Below are 20326 nucleotides of genomic sequence, written 5' to 3'. Positions count from 1 at the left end.
GACTTCGCAGCGCCGGAGGATGCTGGTTAGACTAAACGTGTTTCGGCGATAAGAAAATGGCGCCCGAAGGCGCCATTTTTTACTTGCGAAGGCCGAGCTTCGCGATGAGGGCCAGATACCGCTCGCCATCCTTGTGGCGGAGATAGTCCAGCAGGCTGCGACGCTTGTTGACCAGCATCAGCAGGCCGCGGCGCGAATGGTTGTCCTTCGCATGGCCCTTGAAGTGCTCGGTCAGGTTCTTGATCCGCTCGGTCAGGATCGCGACCTGAACCTCGGGCGAACCCGTGTCGCCTTCGGCGCGGGCATGATCCTTGATGAGTTCCTGACGGCGCTCGGCAGTGATCGACATCGTTGATCCTTTCTAATCGAGGTTGAAGCCACGCAAGACCCGGACTTCGCCGTTCGCGATCTCGACCAGTGCCACGGGCACCTGATCGAGCGTTGCGAGCGTCATGCCGTCCTGCATGGCGATCCCGGCCAACACACGCCCCTGACGGAGCGCCCCTGCCTGGTCGGGGGAGAGCGCAAGAGCCGGGATGTCGTCCAGCCCCGCACTCAGCGGCAGGAGTATCTGTTCAAGGGTGCGCGCCTGCCCCAATTCGTTCAATTTGTCCAGCGTAATCGCGTTTTGCAGCGTGAATGGCCCGGCCTTGGTCCGGCGCAGCATGGTGACGTGGCCGACGGTGCCGAGGGCCAGCGCGATGTCACGCGCCAGGCTGCGGATATAGGTGCCCTTGGAGACATAGGCGGTGAGGGTGATCTCCTCCAATGCCTCATCCGGCTGGCCTGGCGGGGTTTCAGGGCCTTTGTCTTGTGCCTCGATCCGTTCGTGCTGAGCGAACGGATGGTGCGGACCGGCGTTTGTTTTCGGCGCGTGGAGTCGGTGCACCGTCACGTTGCGCGTCGCCAGCACCACCTCTTCGCCGGCGCGGGCGAGGTCATAGGCGCGCTGGCCATCGACCTTCAGCGCGGAATAAGCGGGCGGCACCTGCTCGATCGCGCCGGTGAAGCGCGGCAGCACCGCGTCCAGCGCGGCGCGGGTGGGGCGGGTGTCGCTGGTCGCGACCACCGCTCCCTCCGTATCCAGCGTCGCGGTCTGGGTACCGAAGCGGATGGTGAAGTCGTACACCTTGTCGCTGTCGAGCAGCCGGCCGGCGAGTTTCGTCGCCTCGCCGATCGCGATCGGCAGCACGCCGGTCGCCAGCGGATCGAGCGTGCCGCCATGCCCGACCTTCCACTTGCCATAGCCGCCCTGGCGCAGCACGCGCTTGACCGCGCTCACCCCTTGCGTCGAGCCCATCTCCAGCGGCTTGTCGAGAATGATCCATCCATGCATGGCGCGGGGGCCTAGCGGCACGGCGCTCAGGGCGCCAGCGCCTCGCAGAAATGGCGGCGGCACAGCGCGACATAGCGTTCGTTGCCGCCGATCTCAGTCTGGCGGCCTTCCGCGATCGCCCGGCCGTCTTCATCGACGCGCAGGTTCATCGTCGCCTTGCGCCCGCACATGCAGACCGACTTTATCTCGATCAGCGCATCGGCGAGCGCCAGCAGCCGCGCCGAGCCCTCGAACAGCGCCGCCCGGAAATCGGTGCGCAGCCCGTAGGCGAGAACGGGGATGTTGTGCACGTCCGCCAGCCGGGCGAGCTGATCGACCTGCGTCGCGGTCAGGAACTGCGCCTCGTCCACGAACACGCAGGCGATGGCGCCCTCGGCATGGCGATCCAGCACGCAGCGTTCGATATCGGTGGTGACGTGGAAGGGCGTGGCGGTCTGCGACAGGCCGATGCGCGAGGTGATCGTGCCATAAGCGAACCGGTCATCGATCGCGGCGGTGAACAGCATCGTGCGCATGCCGCGTTCGCGATAGTTGAAATCGGCCTGGAGCAGGTTGGTCGATTTGCCCGCATTCATCGAGGCGTAGTAGAAATAGAGCTTGGCCATCAGGCGCTCGATACCGCAGGTCGGGTGGTTCGCGTAGAGGCAGATTGACGCTGTCACCTCATGACAGCGGCCTGCTCCGGCTCGTTAGGCGGACTCGCGTGGGACGCAGCGATGCACCGATCGGATGCACGGCGTTGCTGCTATTCCCGAAGAACGGGTATGTGGTCCGCAGGAAGTGGCGGACAGGGCTCGATGAGGATGCCCTCTTCCACGGCCCTTATGCGGAGCGGCTGACCCGCCTGCCAGCCCAGTCGTGCCAGCGTTTCGGGCGGGAGTGTGACGATCCCGTCATCGTCCATGATAGCATATGTGCCCATGGACGTATGATGATCGCGCGCTTGTGGGCCGTCAATCCTCGCCCAGATCGCGCGCCACGTCGGGCGAGCGGAGGATGGCGTCGATATGGCTGCCTTCGTCGAAGCTTTCGTCCGCCAGGAACTTCAGCTTGGCGGCATATTTCATCTTCACGCGGGTGGCGACCTCGCGTTGCAGATAGGCGGTGTTGGTGCGCAGCGCCTTCAACACGGCCTCCTCGTCTTTGCCAAGCAGGGGTTTCACGAAGACGGTGGCGTGGCGCAGGTCGGGGGACATGCGGACCTCGGTCACGCTGACCATGTGCTTGGCGAGCGTGTCGTCATGCACGTCGCCGCGCTGGAGCACTTCCGACAGCACATGGCGCACCTGTTCGCCGACGCGCAGGGTGCGGACCGATTTTTCCTGGGGATCTTTGTTCATGGCTTTTGTCCGTTACCTGCCCCTCCGCGTGCGGAGAGGCAGGCATCCGGTTGTTACAGCGTACGATCGCGCAGTTCGACCTCGAAGGTTTCGAGATAGTCACCGGCACGAATGTCGATGAAGTTGTTGGAGAAGGTCACACCGCATTCCAGACCGGCGCGCACTTCGGCGACATCGTCCTTAAAGCGGCGAAGGCTGGCGATCTCGCCCACATAGACGATGACGTCGTTGCGGGTGATGCGCGCTTTGAGTGCCTTGCGGATGACGCCTTCGGTGACGAGCAGACCCGCCGCCTTGCCGTGCTTGCCCGCCGAGAAGACCTCGCGGATTTCCGCACGGCCGACCACCGTCTCGAACGCCTCGGGACCGAGCTGCCCGGCCATACCGGCGCGGATCTCGTCGATCAGGTCATAGATCACGTCATAATATTTGAGCGCGACCTTGTTCCGCTCGGCGATCTCGCGCGCCTTGGCGTTGGCGCGGACGTTGAAGCCGATGATCGGCGCGCCGCTGGCAGCCGCCAGCGTCACGTCGCTCTCGGTGATGCCGCCGACGCCCGAGTGCAGGATGCGCGCCTTGATGTCGTCGGTCGAGATCTTGTTGATCGACGCGACGATGGCCTCGACGGTGCCTTGCGTATCCGCCTTTACGACCAGCGGATATTCCAGCGCCTGATTGGCCTTCAGCGCCGAGAACATCGATTCCAGGCTGGCCGGCGCCGCGGTGGTCCGCTTCTGCGTCAGCACGCCCTGGCGGTATTCCGCGACCTCGCGGGCACGCGCCTCGTTCTCGACCACCTGCAACTGGTCGCCCGCCTGCGGAACGCCCGACAGGCCCAGCACCTCGACCGGCATCGCAGGGCCAGCCTGCTTCACCTGACGGCCCTTGTCATCGACCAGCGCACGCACACGGCCCGATTCAGCGCCGACGACGAACACGTCGCCGACCTTCAGCGTACCGCGATTGACGAGGATCGTCGCGACGGGCCCGCGGCCCTTGTCCAGCTTCGCCTCGATCACGGCACCTTCGCCGCCACGATCGGGGTTGGCCTGCAACTCCATCAGTTCGGCCTGGAGCTGGATCTTCTCCATCAGCTCGTCGAGACCGATCTTCTTGAGCGCCGACACCTCGACGTCCTGCGTCTCGCCGCCCATCGCCTCGACCTGCACGTCATGCTCGAGCAGACGCTCGCGCACGCGCTGGGGATTGGCGTCGTGCTTGTCGATCTTGTTGATCGCCACGATCATCGGCTTGCCCGATGCCTTGGTGTGGTTGATCGCCTCGATCGTCTGCGGCATCAGCCCGTCATCGGCCGCGACCACCAGCACCACGATGTCGGTGACGTCCGCGCCGCGGGCACGCATCTGCGTGAACGCTTCGTGGCCCGGCGTGTCGAGGAAGGTGACCTTCGACTTGTCCTTCAGCGTGACCTGATACGCACCGATATGCTGCGTGATGCCGCCGGCCTCGCCGCGCACCACATCGGTGCCGCGCAGCGCGTCCAGAAGGCTGGTCTTGCCGTGATCGACGTGACCCATGATGGTCACCACCGGCGGACGCGGCTTCATCGCATCGACCGGGTCCTCGCTGGTGTCGATCGCCAGATCGATGTCCGAGTCGGAGACGCGCACGATGTTGTGGCCGAATTCGGTCACCAGCAGCTCGGCCGTGTCCTGGTCGATCGTCTGCGTCATGGTGACGGGCATGCCCATCTTGAACAGCGTCTTGACCAGATCGGCGCCCTTTTCCGCCATGCGGTTGGCGAGTTCCTGAACGGTGATCGCCTCGGGCACCTGCACGTCGCGGACCTGCTTGACCTGCGGTTCGCGCGGGCCGCCGAAGGAACGCTTCTCCTTTTCGCGAGCACGCTTGAGCGCGGCGAGCGAACGGGCGCGGGCGCTGCCGTCCTCGTTCAGCGCGCGGTTGACGGTCAGCTTGCCGCCACGACGCTCGTCACCCTTGCGGTCGCGCTGCTGCGGCCGGCTGGGCGGCGCGTTGCGCGGGGTCGCCTGACCGGACGGCAGCGAACGCGGTGCCGAGGACGACGCCGTGTTGCCGGCGGCCGGTGCGGCGGCCTGGGCAGGCGTGGGCGCCGGTGCCGGGGCAGGTGCGGGCCGGGGCGGAATGACGGGACGCTGCACCGGCGAGAAGCGGCGCGGGGCCGGCATCGCGGGGTCGCGGCCCAGCAGGGGCGCGGGGGCGGGCGTCGGCGCCGGGGCGGGCGCAGGCGCCGGAGCGGGCGCAGGCGCCGGAGCGGGCGTCGGCGCAGCCTTCGGAGCGGGCGCGGGTGCGGGCGTCGGCGCCGGGGCAGGCGCGGCGACGGGTTCCGGCTTGGGCGCGGGCGGCGGGATCACCGGCCGCTCGACCGGGCGGAACATGCGCGGCTGCACGCTGATCGTCGGCGGCTCGGGCGCGGCGGGGGCCGCCGGCTCTGCCGCGACGGGCGCCTCCGGTTCGGGCGCGGGCGCGGGCGCAGGAGCCGGCTCGGGCGCAGGCGCAGCCTTGGCCTCTGCCTCGGCACGGGCGCGTTCCTCGGCGCGGCGACGCTCTTCCTCGGCGGCGCGCTGACGCTCGGCGTCCTCGCGGCGGCGCGCATCCTCGAGCGCGTTCATGCGCTGATCCTCGGCCTCGCGCAGCAGGCGTGCCTGACGCTCCTGCGCGGTCTCGTTGACCGGCGGGCGGGGCGGCTGGGGCGCCGGGGCGGGGGCAGGTGCCGGCGCCGGTGCGGCCTCAGGCGCGGGCGCCTGTGCCTCGGGCGCAGCTTCGCCCGGACGGCCGAGGACGCGGCGACGCTTGGTCTCCACGATCACGGTGTTCGAGCGGCCGTGGCTGAAGCTCTGCTTCACCTTGCCGGTCTCGACCGTGCGCTTCAGCCCCAGAGGCTGGCGCATTCCGAGTTTCGGCTTGTCGTTGTCGGTCTCGCTCACTCAAATTCCTCGTGTACGTTCACGGCCGGTCGGTCACCGGAAAGGTCGGACGCCGATGCGCCTTGCGAGGCCGTTTCGCAAGGCGTTGCCACAGGGTCGGGTCCGATAAAATGCAGCCAGCGGTCGAGCGCTTCGCTCACCCGCTTTGCTGCGTTACGATCTGTCAGGCCGATATGTACCACATTCTCGCGGCCCAACGCCAACGACAATATGGGGCGTGCCACCGGCAACGCCAACCCCTTCAGGTCGGAGCCTTCGCGGTCCGAACCGACCCGCCACGCCTGTGCCAGACGGCGGGTGCCATCGGGCTTGGCATCCGCGGCATGGTAGAGCGCCTGCAACTGCCCCGAGCGCGCCGCGGTCTCGATCCGGTCGGACCCGGTGAGCAGCGCACCGGACCGCGACTCGAGCCCCAGCCGGTCGAGCGCATTGCGCTCCAGTGCAGCAGCGATCAGCGCGGGCAGGTCATCGGGGATCTGGAAATCGGCCGATTTGAAGGCACGCGCCAAGGCGCCCTTCAGCCGGCCCTTTTTCAGCGCGACCTCCAGTTCCGCACGCTTCACGCCGATCCACGCGCCGCGGCCGGGCGCCTTGGCACGGACATCGGGCAGCACGCGGCCGTCGGGCGCCAGCGCGAGACGCACCAGCCCGTCGCGCGCCTCGCGCTCGCCGGACAGGATGCAGCGGCGGACGGGGGCACCGTCCGCTGCCGCCTCTGCCTGCCTTACAGCGTCGCGCTCATTGCCCCGGGACCGCATGCGCGTCTCCCTTCGGGGCATCGCGGTCGGCGATCAACTGACCGCCGGCGCCGTAGTTTTCCGTAGACACTTCCTCGATCACGATCTGGACGGCGGCCGGGTTCTTGCCCAGCCGCTCCACCATCGAGCGGGTCACGTCGGCGACGATATCGGCCTTTTGCGCCTTGGTGGCGGAGCCGGCCAGGCGGATGGAAATAAACGGCATCAGGCCTGTTCGTCCTCCCCGGTTGCAGTGTCGGCGTCGGAGCCGGCCGCAGCCTCGGTGCCCTCTTCGCCCTCTTCGTCGGCGAACCAGTGGGCGCGCGCGGCCATGATGATCTCGTTACCCTGCTCGTCGCTGAGGCCGTATTCGGCAAGGATGCCGCCCTTGGCCTCGCGCTTGGGCGCATCGTCGCCGCGGCGACGCGGCTCGGCGCGCTTCTTCTCGACCAGCTCGTCGGTGGCGAGATCGGCGAGATCGTCCAGCGTCTTGATGCCCGCCTTGCCCAGCGTGACCAGCATCGCCTCGGTCAGATAGGGGATGTCGGCCAGGGCATCCTCGACGCCCAGTGCCTGACGCTCCTCGCGATTGGTCTGCTCGCGGCGGTCGAGCGCTTCCTGCGCACGGCTTTGCAGCTCCTGCGCCAGATCGTCGTCGAAGCCCTCGATGCTCGCCAGCTCGTCGATCTCGACATAGGCGACCTCTTCGAGCGCGCCGAAGCCCTCGGCGACCAGAAGCTGGGCCAGCGTCTCGTCCACGTCCAGCTCGTTCTGGAACAGTTCGGAGTTCTGCACGAACTCCTTCTGGCGCTTCTCGGAGGCGTCGGCCTCGGTCAGGATGTCGATCGCCTTGGCGGTCAGCTGGCTGGCGAGGCGGACATTCTGGCCGCGGCGGCCGATCGCCAGCGAAAGCTGGTCGTCGGGCACCACCACCTCGATCCGGTCCTCTTCCTCGTCGATCACGACGCGGCTGACGTTCGCCGGCTGGAGCGCGTTCACCACAAAGGTCGCGGTGTCGGGCGACCAGGGGATGATGTCGATCTTCTCGCCCTGCATCTCCTGCACGACGGCCTGCACGCGGCTGCCCTTCATGCCGACGCAGGCGCCGACCGGATCGATCGACGAATCGTGGCTGATGACGCCGATCTTGGCGCGGCTGCCCGGATCGCGGGCGGCGGCCTTGATCTCGATGATGCCGTCGTAGATTTCGGGCACTTCCTGCGCGAACAGCTTCTTCATGAAGTCCGGGTGCGCGCGGCTGAGGAAGATCTGCGGCCCGCGATTCTCGCGGCGCACGTTCAGGATCAGCGAGCGGATGCGGTCGTTGACGCGCACCGCCTCGCGCGGGATCTGCGCGTCGCGGCGGATCACGCCCTCGGCGCGGCCGAGATCGACCACGATGTGGCCGAATTCGACGCGCTTGACGACGCCGGTGATGATCTCGCCCTGGCGGTCGCGGAATTCCTCATACTGACGCTCGCGCTCGGCATCGCGGACCTTCTGGAAGATCACCTGCTTGGCGGCCTGCGCCGCGATGCGGCCGAATTCGATCGGAGGCAGCGGATCGACGATAAAGTCGCCGACATTCGCGCCCTTTTGCAGCTTCTCGGCACCCTTCAGGTCGATCTGCTTGTAATAATCGTCGACCTGCTCGACCACTTCCACGACGCGCCACAGGCGCAGGTCGCCGGAATTGGGGTCCAGCTTGGCGCGGATGTCGTTTTCCGCACCATAGCGGGCGCGGGCGGCGCGCTGGATCGCATCTTCCATCGCCTCGATGACGATCGCCTTGTCGATCATCTTCTCGGATGCGACGGCGTTCGCGATCGCGATCAGTTCCGCCTTGTTGGCGGAAACGGCGGTGGCCATCAGTGCTGTCCTTCCGTGGTGGCGCCGTCCTCGGGCGCGTCCTGGTAAAAGAATTCGTCGGCGCCCTCGGTGGAGAGCGGCTGGGTGGCGGCGATCAGGCGATCGGTCATGAGTAGCTTTGCGTCGGCGATCTGGTCGAACCGCACCGTCATCGGCTTGAACTTGTTGACGTCGATCGTCACCGCATCACCCTCGACCCCGATCAGGTCGCCGGTCAGTTGCTTGCGGTTGTCGATCGGCTCGGCAAGGTAGATGCGTGCCTCATGCCCGGCCCAGTCGGCAAAGTCCTGAAGCCGGGTCAGCGGGCGATCGATACCGGGCGAGGATACCTCCAGCCGGTACGCATGGTCGATCGGATCGCGGCCCTCTGCCTCCATCTGGTCGAACACGTCGGAGATGCGGCGCGACAGGGCGGCGCAGTCGTCGATGGTCAACTGGCGGGTATCGGGACGCTCGGCCATGACCTGCAGCGTCGGGTCCGACTGGCCGCCATACATCTTCACGCGCACCAGGGCGAAGCCGAGCGCCTGGGACTCGGGTTCGATGATCGACGTGAGAAGGGCGATGTCCGCCATGCAAGATCCCGGATATGCAGGTTCGGCGCCGCGGTGCCGTTGCCCCGCAGCCTCTTTCACCTGACGATGTTAGAGAGTGATGCAGGATATACGCCCGAACGGGGCAAGGTACAAGCATCCTTCGGCACGGTTCCGCGTTGGATGGCAAATTCGGGAGGATGTTGATGCATACAGGTCTGCTCGCGCTGTTGCCGGTGGCGCTGATCGCCTGTTCGGGCAATGTCGAGGCGCCGGGTGCCGACAACGCGACGATGCAGGGGGCCGCGACGCAAGGGGCCGCCAACGTCCCGGCGGGCGCCAAGCCGTTTACCGAGACGGTGATCGCCGACTTCGATTCGCCCTGGGCGGTGGCCTTTCTTCCCGACCGGCGGATGCTGGTCAGCGAAAAGGACGGGCGGATGCTGATGCTGTCCGCCGATGGCCGGACGCGGCGCGTGATCGCGACGCTGCCGGTCGATTCGGCCGGACAGGGCGCGCTGATGGATATCGTGCCGGCGCCGGGCTTTGCGCAGAACAAGCAGGTCTATTTCAGCTATTCGGCGGCAGGCGATGGCGGCAAGGGCGTGGTGCTGGCGCGCGGCGTGCTGGCCGACGACCGGCTGCGCCAGATCGAGGCGCTGTTCCGCGCCGGGCCGCTGGTCGAGGGCAACGGCCATTATTCGGGGCGGATCGCCTTCTCGCCCGATGGCAAATACCTGTTCTTCACCGCCGGCGACCGGCAGAAATTCACGCCTGCGCAGGACAAGCAGGCGACGCTGGGCAAGGTGCTGCGCCTGACGCTGGACGGCAAGCCGGCGCCGGCCAATCCGCTGGCAGCGCAAGGATTCAACCCGGCGGTCTGGTCCTATGGCCACCGCAACCTGCTGGGCCTGGCGTTCGATGCCCAGGGTAATCTCTGGGAGCAGGAGATGGGGCCCAAGGGCGGCGACGAGGTCAATCTGATCCTGCCCGGGCGCAACTACGGATGGCCCAACGCGTCGAACGGATCGCATTATGACGGTCGCGACATTCCCGACCACAAGCCCGGTGACGGTTACGAGCCGCCCAAGGTGTCGTGGAACCCGGTGATCTCGCCGGGCGGGCTGATGATCTATGCGGGCAACCGCTTCCCGCAGTGGAAGGGGGACGCGTTCATCGGCGGGCTGTCGAGCACGTCGCTGGTGCGCGTCGACCTGAACGGGACCGCGGCCAGCAAGGGCGACCAGTGGGACATGGGTGCCCGCATCCGCGACGTGGCCGAGGGGCCGGACGGCGCGATCTACGTGCTGGAGGATGGTGACGACGGGTCGCAGGGGCGGCTGATCCGGCTAGACCCGCAGTCATGAACCCGCGGCGTGCCACGCCGTTCGCGCTCGCCCTGTTGCTGCTGGCGGGCGCGTGCGGCGACGATGACGGCGGCGGATCGATCGCGCCGGTGCCCGCCCCGACCGGTACGCCGACCCCGACCCCGACGACGCCGACCCCGCCCACGACCAGCGTGACGCAAAACGCGGTCGCCACCTTCGACAACCCCTGGGCGATGATATTCCTGCCCGACGGGCGGATGCTGGTGACCGAAAAGCCCGGACGGCTGCGCATCGTGACGACGACCGGCACGGTCTCGGCCGCGGTCGCCGGGGTGCCGGCGGTGGCCTTTGCCGGGCAGGGCGGGTTGCAGGACGTGGCGCTGGACCCGCAATTCGCGACCAACAACCGCATCTATCTGAGCTATGCCGAGGCGGGCAGCGGCGGCAAGGGGCTGGCGGTGGCGCGGGGCACGCTGGTCACCGACGGCACCGGCGGGCGGCTGGACAATGTCAGCGTGATCTGGCGACAGGACCCCAAGGTCTCGGGTGACGGGCATTTCGGCGGGCGCATGGCGTTCTCGTCCGACCGTCGGCTGTTCGTGACCGCGGGCGAGCGGCAGAAGGGCGCGCCGGCGCAGGACCTCGCCCAGACGCTCGGCAAGATCGTGCGGATCGACCCCGATGGCGCGGTGCCCTCCACCAACCCGTTCGTCGGGCGCAGCGGCGCCAAGGCGGAAATCTGGACGCTGGGCCATCGCAACCCGTACGGACTGGTCTTTGCCGCCGATGGCCGGTTGTTCGAAAGCGAGCAGGGGCCGGAGGGCGGCGACGAGTTCAACCTGATCGAAGCGGGCCGGAACTATGGCTGGCCGAACGTGTCGGAGGGGAACGACTATGGCGGGGCGCCGATCCCCCGGCATTCGACCAACACCGCCTTTACCGCACCGCTCGTCAGCTGGACGCCGGTGATCGCGCCGGGCGGGATGATCCAGTATACCGGCACGCGCTTTGCCGGCTGGACCAACGATTTCGTGCTGGCCGGGCTGGTCAGCCAGGGACTGGTGCGGGTGCGGGTGAACGGCACGACGGCGAGCGAGGTCGGCCGGCTGGCGCTGGGCGCGCGCATCCGCGAGGTGGAACAGGGCCCGGACGGCACCTTGTGGGTGCTGGAGGACGGCGCGCGAGGTCGGCTGGTGCAACTGACCCCGGCGCGGTGATGGGGCCGGTCAGGCGACCGGCACCGCCTCGCGCTCGTCATCGAACTGGTGCTTGGGCGGCAGCGGCACCGGGCGGGGTTCCTCCTCCGGCTTGAAGTTCGCCTGTCCCCAGGCGGCGACGAGCAGGAAGAAGTGGACGATGCCGACCGAATAGCGCCTGGCGAGGCGCTGCGGCTCGCTGGCCAGGCGATAGGCCCATTCCATGCGCGCGTCGCGCACCCATTGCGGCGCCCGCTGCTTGGCGCCGGTCAGCCATTCGAACAGCGCGCCGACCCCCATGGCGAGCGGCACCTCCAACCGGTCCGCATGGTCGAGGATCCAGCGTTCCTGGAGCGGATTGCCCATGCCGACGATCAGCACGTCGGGTCTCGCATCGCGGATCCGCTCGATCACCGCGTCCTCGTCCTGCCACAGCGAAAAGCCGTCCTGCGTGCCGACGACCTCGGTCGACCAGCTTTCGGCAAAGATGCGCGCTGCCGCCTCGACATTCTCGGGCGTGCCGCCGACCAGGAACAGGCGCAGCTTGCGCCCGAGCCGCTCGAAGAAGAATGGCGTGAAGTCGGTGCCGTTCAGATTTTCGACGAAACCGCGTCCGCTGACCAGCCGCGCGCCGATCTCCGCCCCGATCCCGTCGCTGACCACCAGCACGTCCCGACGCGACGCCATGCGGCGGCCGATCTTCTGGCATTCGACGACGAAATTCTGATTGGCGAAGAACAGGATCGTCCGCCGCCTGAGCGCGAGACGATGCCGTAGCGCTTCCGCCAGAACATGACGGTCGCAGTTGATGACCGGGAATCCCCCGATCGACCTTTTCGTGCTTGCCCCCTGCATACCTGCCCCCAGGTCCGCTTTCGTTGTGAGGCAAAGCTTAGATGTGGCGCAGGGGCAGGTTCCAGCGCGAAGAGGGGCTAGGCCGGGTGCGGAGATACTACTCCGAAAGAACGGGCTCCGGCCGGCTGATCCGGTAGGTCATGCGGGCAGCCGCGATCGGGCGGTCGCGGTCGTCCTGCCAGGCGATCGCCTCGACATTGGCGATGCGGCGGCCCAGGCGGACGATGCGTGCGGCGGCACGGGTGGTGTGATCGCGCCCGCCGCGCATGAAGTCGACGGTGACGGTGACCGGCTTGATCCGGCCCCCGCCCTCCTCCTCCAGCCCGTGCGCCAGCATCGCGATCGCCGCCACCTCCAGCAGCCCCGCGATCGCACCGCCATGGAGAAAACCGGGACGGCCGATGACGTCGTCGGCGAAGGGGAGGATGAGTTCGGGCACGCCATCGGGCGTGCGTTCGATCGTGCAACCCAGGAGGTGCGCATAGGGCGGCAGCGTCTGGGGCGGGTTCATGGCTGGCGGGTGTCGCGCAGGCCGGTGGTCATGAAGGTGCCGGTGACGTGTGCGACGGGATCGTCGGGGTTGCCGTCATGCGCCTGTCCGCGGACAAAGGCGATGGAGTGGGTGACGCGGTAGCATTCACCGCGGCCGATGACGGTGGCGCCGGGCGTGGCGGGGCGGAGATAGTCGACGCGCAGATCGAGCGTCGCATGGGCCACGAAACGCCCGCGTTTCAGCCAGACCGCCAGGCTGGTCGCCATGTCCATGATGGTGATGATCGGCCCCGATGCGATGACGCCGCTTTCCGGATCGCCAACCAGCGCCGGATCATAGGGCAGTGCCAGTTCGGCCCAGTCGGGCCCATGCGCATGATAGCGCATGCCCAGCCGGCCGCCATGGCCGCCAAAGCCGCCCGCTGCGGCGAAACGGTCGATATCGAACCTCATCGCGACATGCTGTACACCGCTGGGCATGCGGCGCAATCGGCGCCAGGCGTGAGTGGAGAGTGGCGATGGAAGACCGGGTGGCGATCACGCTGGCCGATGGCGTTGCCGAGGTGCGGCTGGCCCGCGCCGCCAAGATGAACGCGATCGATGCGCCCATGTTCGCGCAGATCGCCGACACGATCGCGGCGCTGGCGACGCGGGCCGAGGTGCGCGTCGTCATCCTGTCGGGTGAGGGCAACGCCTTTTGCGCCGGGCTGGACATGGCGGCGATGGCGGGCGGCGGCTCCGGCCTGTTGACCGAGGAACGGACGCACGGCGCGGCAAACCTGGTGCAGCAGGCCGCCTGGGGCTGGCGGACCCTGCCGATACCGGTGATCGCAGCGGTGCACGGCGTCGCCTTCGGCGGCGGGTTCCAGATCATGTCGGGCGCAGACATCCGGCTGGCGCACCCCGCAACGCGCTTCGCCATTCGCGAGATGCACTGGGGACTGGTGCCCGACATGGCGGGCGTCGCCTTGTGGCGGGGCATGGTGCGCGACGACGTGGTGCGCGAGTTGACCTATACCGCGCGGGAGTTCTCGGCCGAGGAAGCGCAGGCGTTCGGCTTCGTCACCCGCCTGACGGAGGATCCGATGGGGTCGGCGCGCGATTTGGCGCGGGTGATCGCGGCACGCAGCCCCGATGCGGTGCGCGAGGCCAAGGGCCTGTTCGCGGTTGCCGCGGACGGTGATGCCGCCACCATCCTGCGCGCGGAAAGTGCCGCACAGTTGCGGCTGATGCGAGGGGCGAACCAGCGGGAGGCGGTGATGGCGAATCTGGAGAAGCGAGCGGCGCGCTTCGCTGATTGAAGGAGTTTGGTTCACGCGAAGACGCGAAGACGCGAAGCAGAAGATACGATGTTTGCGCAGAGGCGCGGGTTCGCCGTTTCTGCGCTCTAGGCGCCTCTGCGCGCGCAATCCATCTGGTGACGCCGCGTGCCGGGCATCCCGGCGAACCGCCGATGGACGGCGTTAGAGCACCACCGTTTGCGGTTTCGGCTTGGCCTGTTCGATCGCGACCAGAACCATGGCTTCCCAGATGGCGGGATCGCCCGCGGCCGCCATGTGCTGGTCGGGTTCGCGCAGCGTGCGCAGGACCGCGAGCGCGTCGGGCAGGTGATCCCTCCAGTGATCGTCGACCATCGCGGAGGCCGATTCGGTCTCGCCGCCGGCGTTGATGCTGATCCGCTGGCCGCAAAGTACCCGTGCGATACGTTCGGCAGCGGGTGTGTGGGCGATGTCCATGGCATCCTCCTTTTAGGGATCGATGCCGGGACAACGCCCTGACCCTGATGGTTTATCCCTGCCCCTGGCCTTTAGCCCTGGGCGGGCGCGCCGGCGCTGCGGCCACCACCGCCCCCGCCGCCACGGCGACGCTGACGGCCACGGGGTCCGCGCGGATCGCTGGGGCGTGCCGCATGCGTCGCCTTGGGTCGCGGCTGCTGGCGCGGCCGGTCGGCGCGCGGGGCGGGGTCCGCCCCGATCGCCTTGACGCGCTGTGCCTTGATCGCCTCGGCCCGCTTCACGAAGTCGGCGGGAAGCGGGGTGACGGGGATCTTCTGGCGCGTCAGCTTCTCGATGTCGCGCAGATAGGGCCGCTCGTCCTCGGCACAGAAGGCGATGGCGATGCCCGAGCGACCGGCGCGCGCGGTGCGGCCGATGCGGTGGACATATTGTTCGGGCACGTTGGGCAGCTCGAAATTCACCACATGGCTGACGCCCGAAACGTCGATGCCGCGTGCGGCGATGTCGGTCGCGACCAGGATGCGGACCTCGCCCGACTTGAACGCGCCCAGCGCACGCTCGCGCTGTGCCTGGCTCTTGTTGCCGTGGATCGCGTGCGAGGCGATGCCGTTGCCCGCCAGCAGCTTCACCACGCGGTCCGCGCCGTGCTTGGTACGGGTGAAGACCAGCGCACGGTCGATCGCCGGATCGCCCAGCACGATCGTCAGCAGCGCCTGCTTCTCCGTCTGGGTGACGAAGGTGACATATTGCTCGACCCGCTCGGCGGTGGTCGCGACGGGCGTGACCGAGACGGTCGCCGGGTCGTCGAGGAACTTGTCCGCCAGCTCGCGGATCTGGGTCGGCATGGTGGCCGAGAAGAACAGCGACTGGCGCTTCTTCGGCAGCATCTTCACGATGCGGCGCAGCGCATGGATGAAGCCCAGGTCGAGCATCTGGTCCGCCTCGTCGAGGACCAGGATCTCGATCATCGACAGGTTCAGGAGCTGTTGCTCGACCAGATCGATCAGGCGGCCGGGCGTGGCGACGAGGATGTCGACGCCGCGCGACAGGTCGTTCTTGTTCTTGGCGATGCTGGTGCCGCCGAAGACGGTGGCGACGGTCAGCTTCGAGAACTTGCCGTAGCCGCGCGCATTGTCGGCGATCTGGCTGGCGAGTTCACGCGTGGGAGCGAGCACCAGCATGCGGCAATGCGTCGGCAGCACACGCTTGTTGGCGGCGACCAGACGCTGGATCGAGGGCAGCACAAAGGCCGCGGTCTTGCCGGTGCCGGTCTGGGCGATGCCCAGCAGGTCGCGACCCTCCAGCAGGGTCGGGATCGAATCGCGCTGGATCGGCGTGGGCTCGGCATAGCCCTTGGCTTCGAGCGCGCGGACGAGCGGCTCCGACAAACCGAGTTCGGAAAAGGACATGAGAATAGCCTTGGCAGCGGGCGCAGCCGCGATCGGCCGGCGCACCGGGGGGAAGAATGATGCCCCGCGTGACAAGGACAGCCTTTGATCGAAATATCGCGCCGGCGCCGGGACCAGGGTCCGTTCACGCTTGCCATGAACCGGCACGATCGGCGGCTCCCTTGGCTTGCAAATGTGAAAAAGTCAAGCCGTTGGCTGGTTGCGTCGCGGGGTTGATCCGCGCTCCCGCTTCCGGCACGCCTGTGCCAAACAACGGAGAGGAACGCCCATGAAGCTTGCCAGCCTGAAGGGGGGTCGCGACGGCCGCCTCGTCGTCGTGTCGGACGATCTGGCCTGGTATGCCGATGCCGCGCACATCGCGCCGACATTGCAGGCGGCGCTGGACGATTGGGACCGGCTGGCGCCCGACCTCGCCAATCTGGCGACCGACCTGGCGCATGACGCGATCCCCAAGGGACGCTTTCACGAACATGATGCCGCCGCCCCGTTGCCGCGCGCCTATCAATGGGCGGACGGGTCGGCATACGTGAACCATGTCGCGCTGGTGCGGCAGGCGCGGGGCGCCGAGATGCCCGACAGCTTCTGGCATGATCCGCTGATGTATCAGGGTGGTTCGGACGGGTTTCTGGGCCCGCGCGATCCGATCCCGCTGGTCGACGAAAGCTGGGGCTGCGACCTGGAGGCCGAGGTGGTGGTGGTGACCGGCGACGTGGCGATGGGCGCCAGCCGCGACGAGGCGCTGGCGGCGGTCCGGCTGGTCGGGCTGACCAACGACGTATCGCTGCGCGGGCTGATCCCGGGCGAACTGGCCAAGGGGTTCGGCTTCTTCCAGTCGAAGCCGGCCTCTGCCTTTTCGCCGGTGTTCGTGACGCCGGATTCGCTTGGCGACTGGTGGCGGGACGGCAAGCTGCACCGCCGGCTGATGGTCGACCTGAACGGCAAGCCGTTCGGCCGCGCCGAGGCGGGCGAGGACATGACCTTCGATTTCGGCACGCTGATCGCGCATGCGGCGAAGACGCGCGCACTGGGGGCGGGGACGATCATCGGATCGGGCACCGTATCCAACCGGGATGCGGATGGCGGGCCGGGCAAGCCGATCGCGCAGGGCGGGGTCGGCTATTCGTGCCTTGCCGAGTTGCGCACGGTGGAGACGATCCAGGGCGGCGCGGCCAGGACACCGTTCCTGAAGGCGGGCGACACGGTGCGGATCTGGGCCGAGGACGACCGGCATCACCCGGTCTTCGGCGTGATCGAACAGGTGGTGGGCGGCTGATGCTGCTGCTGGCGGTGCTGGCGGTGGCGGCACAGTCGGGCCCGCCCGTCGATGCGCCGGGTGCGATCCTGCAGCAGATGGGGGCGTGGGATGCGCAGCGTGCCGCCCCGCTGCCGCCGCTGGAGCCCGCCGTGGTGGCGGCGGGCCAGGCGGCGCTGGACGGGCCCTATGCCGCCGATCGCCTGTCGCCGCGGCCGACCGACGAGCAGCTTGCCGCGGCCTGGAAGGCGGGCGGCGAGGATGCGGCGGCGGGCACGTTGCGGGCCAATGGGTGCCGGCTGTCGTCACACGAGCATCTGGTGTTCGTGTGCGGCTATGAACGGCGCGGCACGGACGGCATCTGGAAACCGGGCGTGGCGGCGATGACGATCGCGCAGGATCGGTGGCGGATCGTGGCGCGGCCGTAAGGGCGCGTGCCTGGCCCTATCCGTCCGACAGCTTCATCAGGACCAGGCCGGAGACGATAAGGACCGCCGCGCCGATGCGCATGGGATGCGCCGATTCGCCAAGGATCAGCACGCCCAGCACGAAGGCGCCCACCGCGCCGATGCCGGTCCATACCGTATAGGCGGTACCCAGCGGCAGGCTGCGCATCGCAAGCGAGAGCAGGCCGAAGCTGATAAACATGCCGGCAAAGGTGATGACCGAGGGCCATAGCCGGGTGAAGCCATGCGATTGCTTCATCGCATAGGCCCAGACGACCTCGAACAGACCGGCGATGGCAAGGATGATCCAGGGCATGGGGCAGCTTCCTTCAAAGGCTTGCTGCCGGGCCGTCCCGGTCTTGAACACCCATAAGGGGCGGGAACGTGGTCGCCGCCCGCGCCAGATAGGCGAGCCGGCGGTTCGCGGCAAGACGGGGACGAAAAGCATCACGGGGGCTTGAAATTTTATAACAGGCGGTTGAAACGAGTGATCGACCCGAAAAACGGGCGCCACTGAATGGAGAGAGCATGGCCGGACATTCCCGCGCCAATCTGCCGCCGCTGAGCCTGCATGTGCCCGAACCGCGTTTCCGGCCGGGCGATGCGGTCGATTTCAACGGATTCGACGTGCCGCCCGCGGGCGCTGCGCGGCGCCCTGACACCGGCGATGCGCCGGCCGATTTCCATGAATTGTCCTATGGTCTGGTGCGGGTGCTGGACGAAGAGGGCCACGCCGTCGGCCCCTGGGACCCGAAGCTGTCGCCGGACCTGTTGCGCCGGATGCTGCGCAGCATGGTGTTGCTGCGCGCGTTCGACGAGCGGATGTTCCGGGCGCAGCGGCAGGGCAAGACCAGCTTCTACATGAAGGCGCGGGGCGAGGAGGCGGTGGCGGTCGCGGCGGCCTATGCGCTGGACGCCGACGACATGTGCTTTCCGTCGTACCGGCAACAGGGGCTGCTGATCGCGCGCGGCTGTCCGCTGGTCGACATGATGAACCAGATCTATTCGAACACCGGCGACAAGCTGGGCGGCAAGCAGCTGCCCATCATGTATTCCGAAAAGCGGTTCGGCTTCTTCTCGATCTCCGGCAACCTGACGACGCAATATCCGCAGGCGGTAGGCTGGGCGATGGCCTCCGCGGCGAAGGGCGACAACCGGATCGCGGCGGTATGGTGCGGCGAAGGGTCGACCGCGGAGGGTGACTTCCACTCTGCCTGCACCTTTGCCGCGGTGTACCGGGCGCCGGTCATCATGAACGTCGTCAACAACCAGTGGGCGATCTCCAGCTTTTCGGGTTTCGCGGGGGCGGAGGCGACGACCTTTGCCGCGCGCGCGATCGGATACGGGATCGCCGGCCTGCGGGTCGACGGCAACGACGCGCTGGCGGTCTATGCCGCGACGATGTGGGCGGCCGAGCGGGCGCGGCTGAACCAGGGATCGACGCTGATCGAGCTGTTCACCTACCGCGCGGAGGGGCACTCCACCTCCGACGATCCCACCCAGTATCGCTCCGCCGAAGAATCGGGCGCGTGGCCGCTGGGGGATCCGGTGGTGCGGTTGAAGGATCATCTGATCGCGCTTGGCGAGTGGAGCGAGGAACAGCACGCCGAACAGGACAAGGCGTGTGCCGAGGAGGTGCGCGCCGCGCAGAAGGCGGCAGAGGCGAACGGGATATTGGGGCACGGGCTGCACCAGCCGCTCGATTCGCTGTTCGATGGGGTGTTCGAGGAGATGCCCTGGCACCTGCAGGAACAGCGCCAGCAGATGCTGGACGAGGAAGAAGCGAGCGGGCGGCCGTGGGCGAGGAAGTGATGGGGGGCGAGGAAGCGATGACGGCAGGCACCCAGCCCGAAACCGCCCGGATGACGATGATCCAGGCGATCAACTCCGCGCTGGACGTGGTGATGGCGCGCGACCCGGACGTGCTCGTGATGGGCGAGGATGTCGGCTATTTCGGCGGCGTGTTCCGCGCGACCGCGGGGTTGCAGGCGAAATATGGCAAGACGCGCGTGTTTGACACGCCGATCACCGAAACCGGTATCATCGGCGTCGCGATCGGCATGGGCGCCTATGGCCTGCGCCCGGTGCCCGAAATCCAGTTCGCCGACTATATCTATCCCGCGCTCGACCAGTTGGTCAGCGAGGCGGCGCGGCTGCGCTATCGCTCGGCGGGCGAGTTCACCGCGCCGATCACGGTGCGCTCGCCCTTTGGCGGCGGCATCTTCGGCGGGCAGACGCACTCGCAGAGCCCGGAGGGCATCTTCACCCATGTCTCCGGCATCAAGACGGTGATCCCGTCGACGCCGTACGACGCCAAGGGGCTGCTGATCGCAGCGATCGAGGACAACGACCCCGTCCTCTTCTTCGAGCCCAAGCGCATCTATAACGGCCCGTTCAACGGGCATTGGGATCGCCCCGCGTCGAACTGGTCGCAGCATCCCGGCGGTGCGGTCCCGACCGGATACTACAAGGTCGAACTGGGCAAGGCCGCGGTGGTGCGTGAGGGCGAGGGCGTGACGGTCCTGTGCTACGGCACGATGGTCCATGTCGTCGCCAACACCGTGGCCGACATGGGGGTGGATGCGGAGATCATCGACCTGCGTACGCTGGTGCCGCTGGACATCGACACGATCGAGGCGTCGGTGAAGAAGACCGGGCGCTGCATGATCGTGCACGAGGCGACACGCACCGGCGGCTACGGTGCCGAACTGTCCGCGTTGGTGCAGGAGCGCTGCTTCTATCATCTGGAAGCGCCGATCGAGCGGGTGACGGGGTTCGACACGCCGTATCCGCACAGCCTGGAATGGGCATATTTCCCGGGGCCGGTCCGCATCGGACAGGCGCTCAAGAAGATCATGAAGGACGCTTGA

Annotated in this window: 23 protein-coding genes; 7 read left to right on the top strand and 16 right to left on the bottom strand. The window is 67.8% G+C overall.

The annotated features are described in order from the left end of the window. Positions 1-79: 79 nt before the first annotated feature. From rpsO to rimP, 10 genes are all read right to left on the bottom strand, one after another. Positions 80-349, bottom strand: coding sequence for a 30S ribosomal protein S15 (gene rpsO, locus GQR91_RS04005; protein ID WP_112381587.1), 270 nt, complete (start codon positions 347-349; stop codon positions 80-82). A 12-nt stretch (positions 350-361) separates the two neighbouring features. Then, positions 362-1336 carry a tRNA pseudouridine(55) synthase TruB gene (gene truB, locus GQR91_RS04000; protein ID WP_149681253.1) on the bottom strand — a complete coding sequence of 325 codons (975 nt, stop codon included), beginning with the start codon at positions 1334-1336 and terminating at the stop codon, positions 362-364. 26 nt (positions 1337-1362) lie between these two features. After that, complete coding sequence (locus GQR91_RS03995; RefSeq protein WP_149681252.1) at positions 1363-1941, bottom strand: thymidine kinase; 579 nt, start codon at positions 1939-1941, stop codon at positions 1363-1365. Positions 1942-2081: 140 nt separating this feature from the next. Further along, positions 2082-2240 carry an AbrB/MazE/SpoVT family DNA-binding domain-containing protein gene (locus tag GQR91_RS19925; protein WP_375781601.1) on the bottom strand — a complete coding sequence of 53 codons (159 nt, stop codon included), beginning with the start codon at positions 2238-2240 and terminating at the stop codon, positions 2082-2084. A gap of 49 nt (positions 2241-2289) precedes the next feature. After that, complete coding sequence (gene rbfA / locus GQR91_RS03990) at positions 2290-2676, bottom strand: 30S ribosome-binding factor RbfA (protein WP_112381582.1); 387 nt, start codon at positions 2674-2676, stop codon at positions 2290-2292. Between the two features lie 53 nt (positions 2677-2729). Continuing rightward, on the bottom strand, positions 2730-5603 hold the full coding sequence (gene infB, locus GQR91_RS03985) for a translation initiation factor IF-2 (protein WP_149681251.1): 2874 nt from the start codon (positions 5601-5603) through the stop codon (positions 2730-2732). Then, positions 5600-6361, bottom strand: coding sequence for a DUF448 domain-containing protein (locus tag GQR91_RS03980; protein WP_149681250.1), 762 nt, complete (start codon positions 6359-6361; stop codon positions 5600-5602). Before GQR91_RS03980 ends, infB begins: the two co-directional genes overlap by 4 nt. Further along, on the bottom strand, positions 6342-6566 hold the full coding sequence (locus tag GQR91_RS03975; protein ID WP_149681249.1) for a tautomerase family protein: 225 nt from the start codon (positions 6564-6566) through the stop codon (positions 6342-6344). Before GQR91_RS03975 ends, GQR91_RS03980 begins: the two co-directional genes overlap by 20 nt. Further along, positions 6566-8209, bottom strand: a complete 1644-nt coding sequence (gene nusA / locus GQR91_RS03970; RefSeq protein WP_112381578.1) for a transcription termination factor NusA — start codon at positions 8207-8209, stop codon at positions 6566-6568. The genes GQR91_RS03975 and nusA overlap by 1 nt, the downstream gene beginning before the upstream one ends. Further along, a complete protein-coding gene (rimP, locus tag GQR91_RS03965) occupies positions 8209-8784 on the bottom strand; it encodes a ribosome maturation protein RimP (protein ID WP_149681248.1) in 576 nt (191 codons plus the stop codon). Before rimP ends, nusA begins: the two co-directional genes overlap by 1 nt. A gap of 164 nt (positions 8785-8948) precedes the next feature. Between rimP and GQR91_RS03960 the strand changes: the two genes are divergently transcribed. After that, on the top strand, positions 8949-10109 hold the full coding sequence (locus tag GQR91_RS03960) for a PQQ-dependent sugar dehydrogenase (protein ID WP_149681247.1): 1161 nt from the start codon (positions 8949-8951) through the stop codon (positions 10107-10109). Then, positions 10106-11287: a PQQ-dependent sugar dehydrogenase gene (locus GQR91_RS03955; RefSeq protein WP_149681246.1), complete on the top strand. Its 1182-nt coding sequence runs from the start codon at positions 10106-10108 to the stop codon at positions 11285-11287. Before GQR91_RS03960 ends, GQR91_RS03955 begins: the two co-directional genes overlap by 4 nt. A gap of 9 nt (positions 11288-11296) precedes the next feature. On the opposite strand, the gene GQR91_RS03950 is transcribed toward GQR91_RS03955, so the two are convergent. The 3 genes from GQR91_RS03950 to GQR91_RS03940 form a co-directional block, all read right to left on the bottom strand. Further along, entirely contained in the window at positions 11297-12121 is an 825-nt protein-coding gene (locus GQR91_RS03950) for a WecB/TagA/CpsF family glycosyltransferase (RefSeq protein WP_149681245.1), read from the bottom strand. 97 nt (positions 12122-12218) lie between these two features. After that, positions 12219-12632, bottom strand: coding sequence for a PaaI family thioesterase (locus tag GQR91_RS03945; protein ID WP_149681244.1), 414 nt, complete (start codon positions 12630-12632; stop codon positions 12219-12221). Next, the gene (locus GQR91_RS03940) at positions 12629-13066 is read right to left on the bottom strand and encodes a PaaI family thioesterase (protein ID WP_149681243.1); all 438 of its coding nucleotides are present in this window, start codon (positions 13064-13066) and stop codon (positions 12629-12631) included. The genes GQR91_RS03945 and GQR91_RS03940 overlap by 4 nt, the downstream gene beginning before the upstream one ends. A 65-nt stretch (positions 13067-13131) precedes the next feature. Here GQR91_RS03940 and GQR91_RS03935 point away from each other — a divergent pair, with 65 nt between their 5' ends. After that, on the top strand, positions 13132-13914 hold the full coding sequence (locus GQR91_RS03935; protein ID WP_149681242.1) for a crotonase/enoyl-CoA hydratase family protein: 783 nt from the start codon (positions 13132-13134) through the stop codon (positions 13912-13914). A gap of 162 nt (positions 13915-14076) precedes the next feature. Here GQR91_RS03935 and GQR91_RS03930 read toward each other — a convergent pair whose 3' ends face one another. Continuing rightward, a complete protein-coding gene (locus GQR91_RS03930) occupies positions 14077-14349 on the bottom strand; it encodes a hypothetical protein (protein WP_112381572.1) in 273 nt (90 codons plus the stop codon). A 71-nt stretch (positions 14350-14420) separates the two neighbouring features. Beyond that, positions 14421-15758: a DEAD/DEAH box helicase gene (locus GQR91_RS03925; protein ID WP_149681241.1), complete on the bottom strand. Its 1338-nt coding sequence runs from the start codon at positions 15756-15758 to the stop codon at positions 14421-14423. Between the two features lie 268 nt (positions 15759-16026). Between GQR91_RS03925 and GQR91_RS03920 the strand changes: the two genes are divergently transcribed. Further along, the gene (locus tag GQR91_RS03920; protein WP_149681240.1) at positions 16027-17031 is read left to right on the top strand and encodes a fumarylacetoacetate hydrolase family protein; all 1005 of its coding nucleotides are present in this window, start codon (positions 16027-16029) and stop codon (positions 17029-17031) included. Then, positions 17031-17438, top strand: a complete 408-nt coding sequence (locus tag GQR91_RS03915; protein ID WP_149681239.1) for a hypothetical protein — start codon at positions 17031-17033, stop codon at positions 17436-17438. The genes GQR91_RS03920 and GQR91_RS03915 overlap by 1 nt, the downstream gene beginning before the upstream one ends. 16 nt (positions 17439-17454) lie before the next feature. Here the strand turns inward: GQR91_RS03915 and sugE are convergent, their stop codons facing one another. Continuing rightward, positions 17455-17772, bottom strand: coding sequence for a quaternary ammonium compound efflux SMR transporter SugE (gene sugE, locus GQR91_RS03910; RefSeq protein WP_112381568.1), 318 nt, complete (start codon positions 17770-17772; stop codon positions 17455-17457). 212 nt (positions 17773-17984) lie between these two features. On the opposite strand from sugE, the gene GQR91_RS03905 reads away from it, so the two are divergent. Beyond that, on the top strand, positions 17985-19268 hold the full coding sequence (locus GQR91_RS03905) for a 3-methyl-2-oxobutanoate dehydrogenase (2-methylpropanoyl-transferring) subunit alpha (protein ID WP_149681238.1): 1284 nt from the start codon (positions 17985-17987) through the stop codon (positions 19266-19268). A 50-nt stretch (positions 19269-19318) separates the two neighbouring features. Further along, positions 19319-20326 carry an alpha-ketoacid dehydrogenase subunit beta gene (locus tag GQR91_RS03900; protein ID WP_112381803.1) on the top strand — a complete coding sequence of 336 codons (1008 nt, stop codon included), beginning with the start codon at positions 19319-19321 and terminating at the stop codon, positions 20324-20326.

The organism is Sphingomonas carotinifaciens (assembly GCF_009789535.1).
Lineage (GTDB): Bacteria > Pseudomonadota > Alphaproteobacteria > Sphingomonadales > Sphingomonadaceae > Sphingomonas > Sphingomonas carotinifaciens.
Note: the sequence above shows the minus strand (reverse complement) of the source record. Positions and strands in the feature narration are given on the sequence as shown.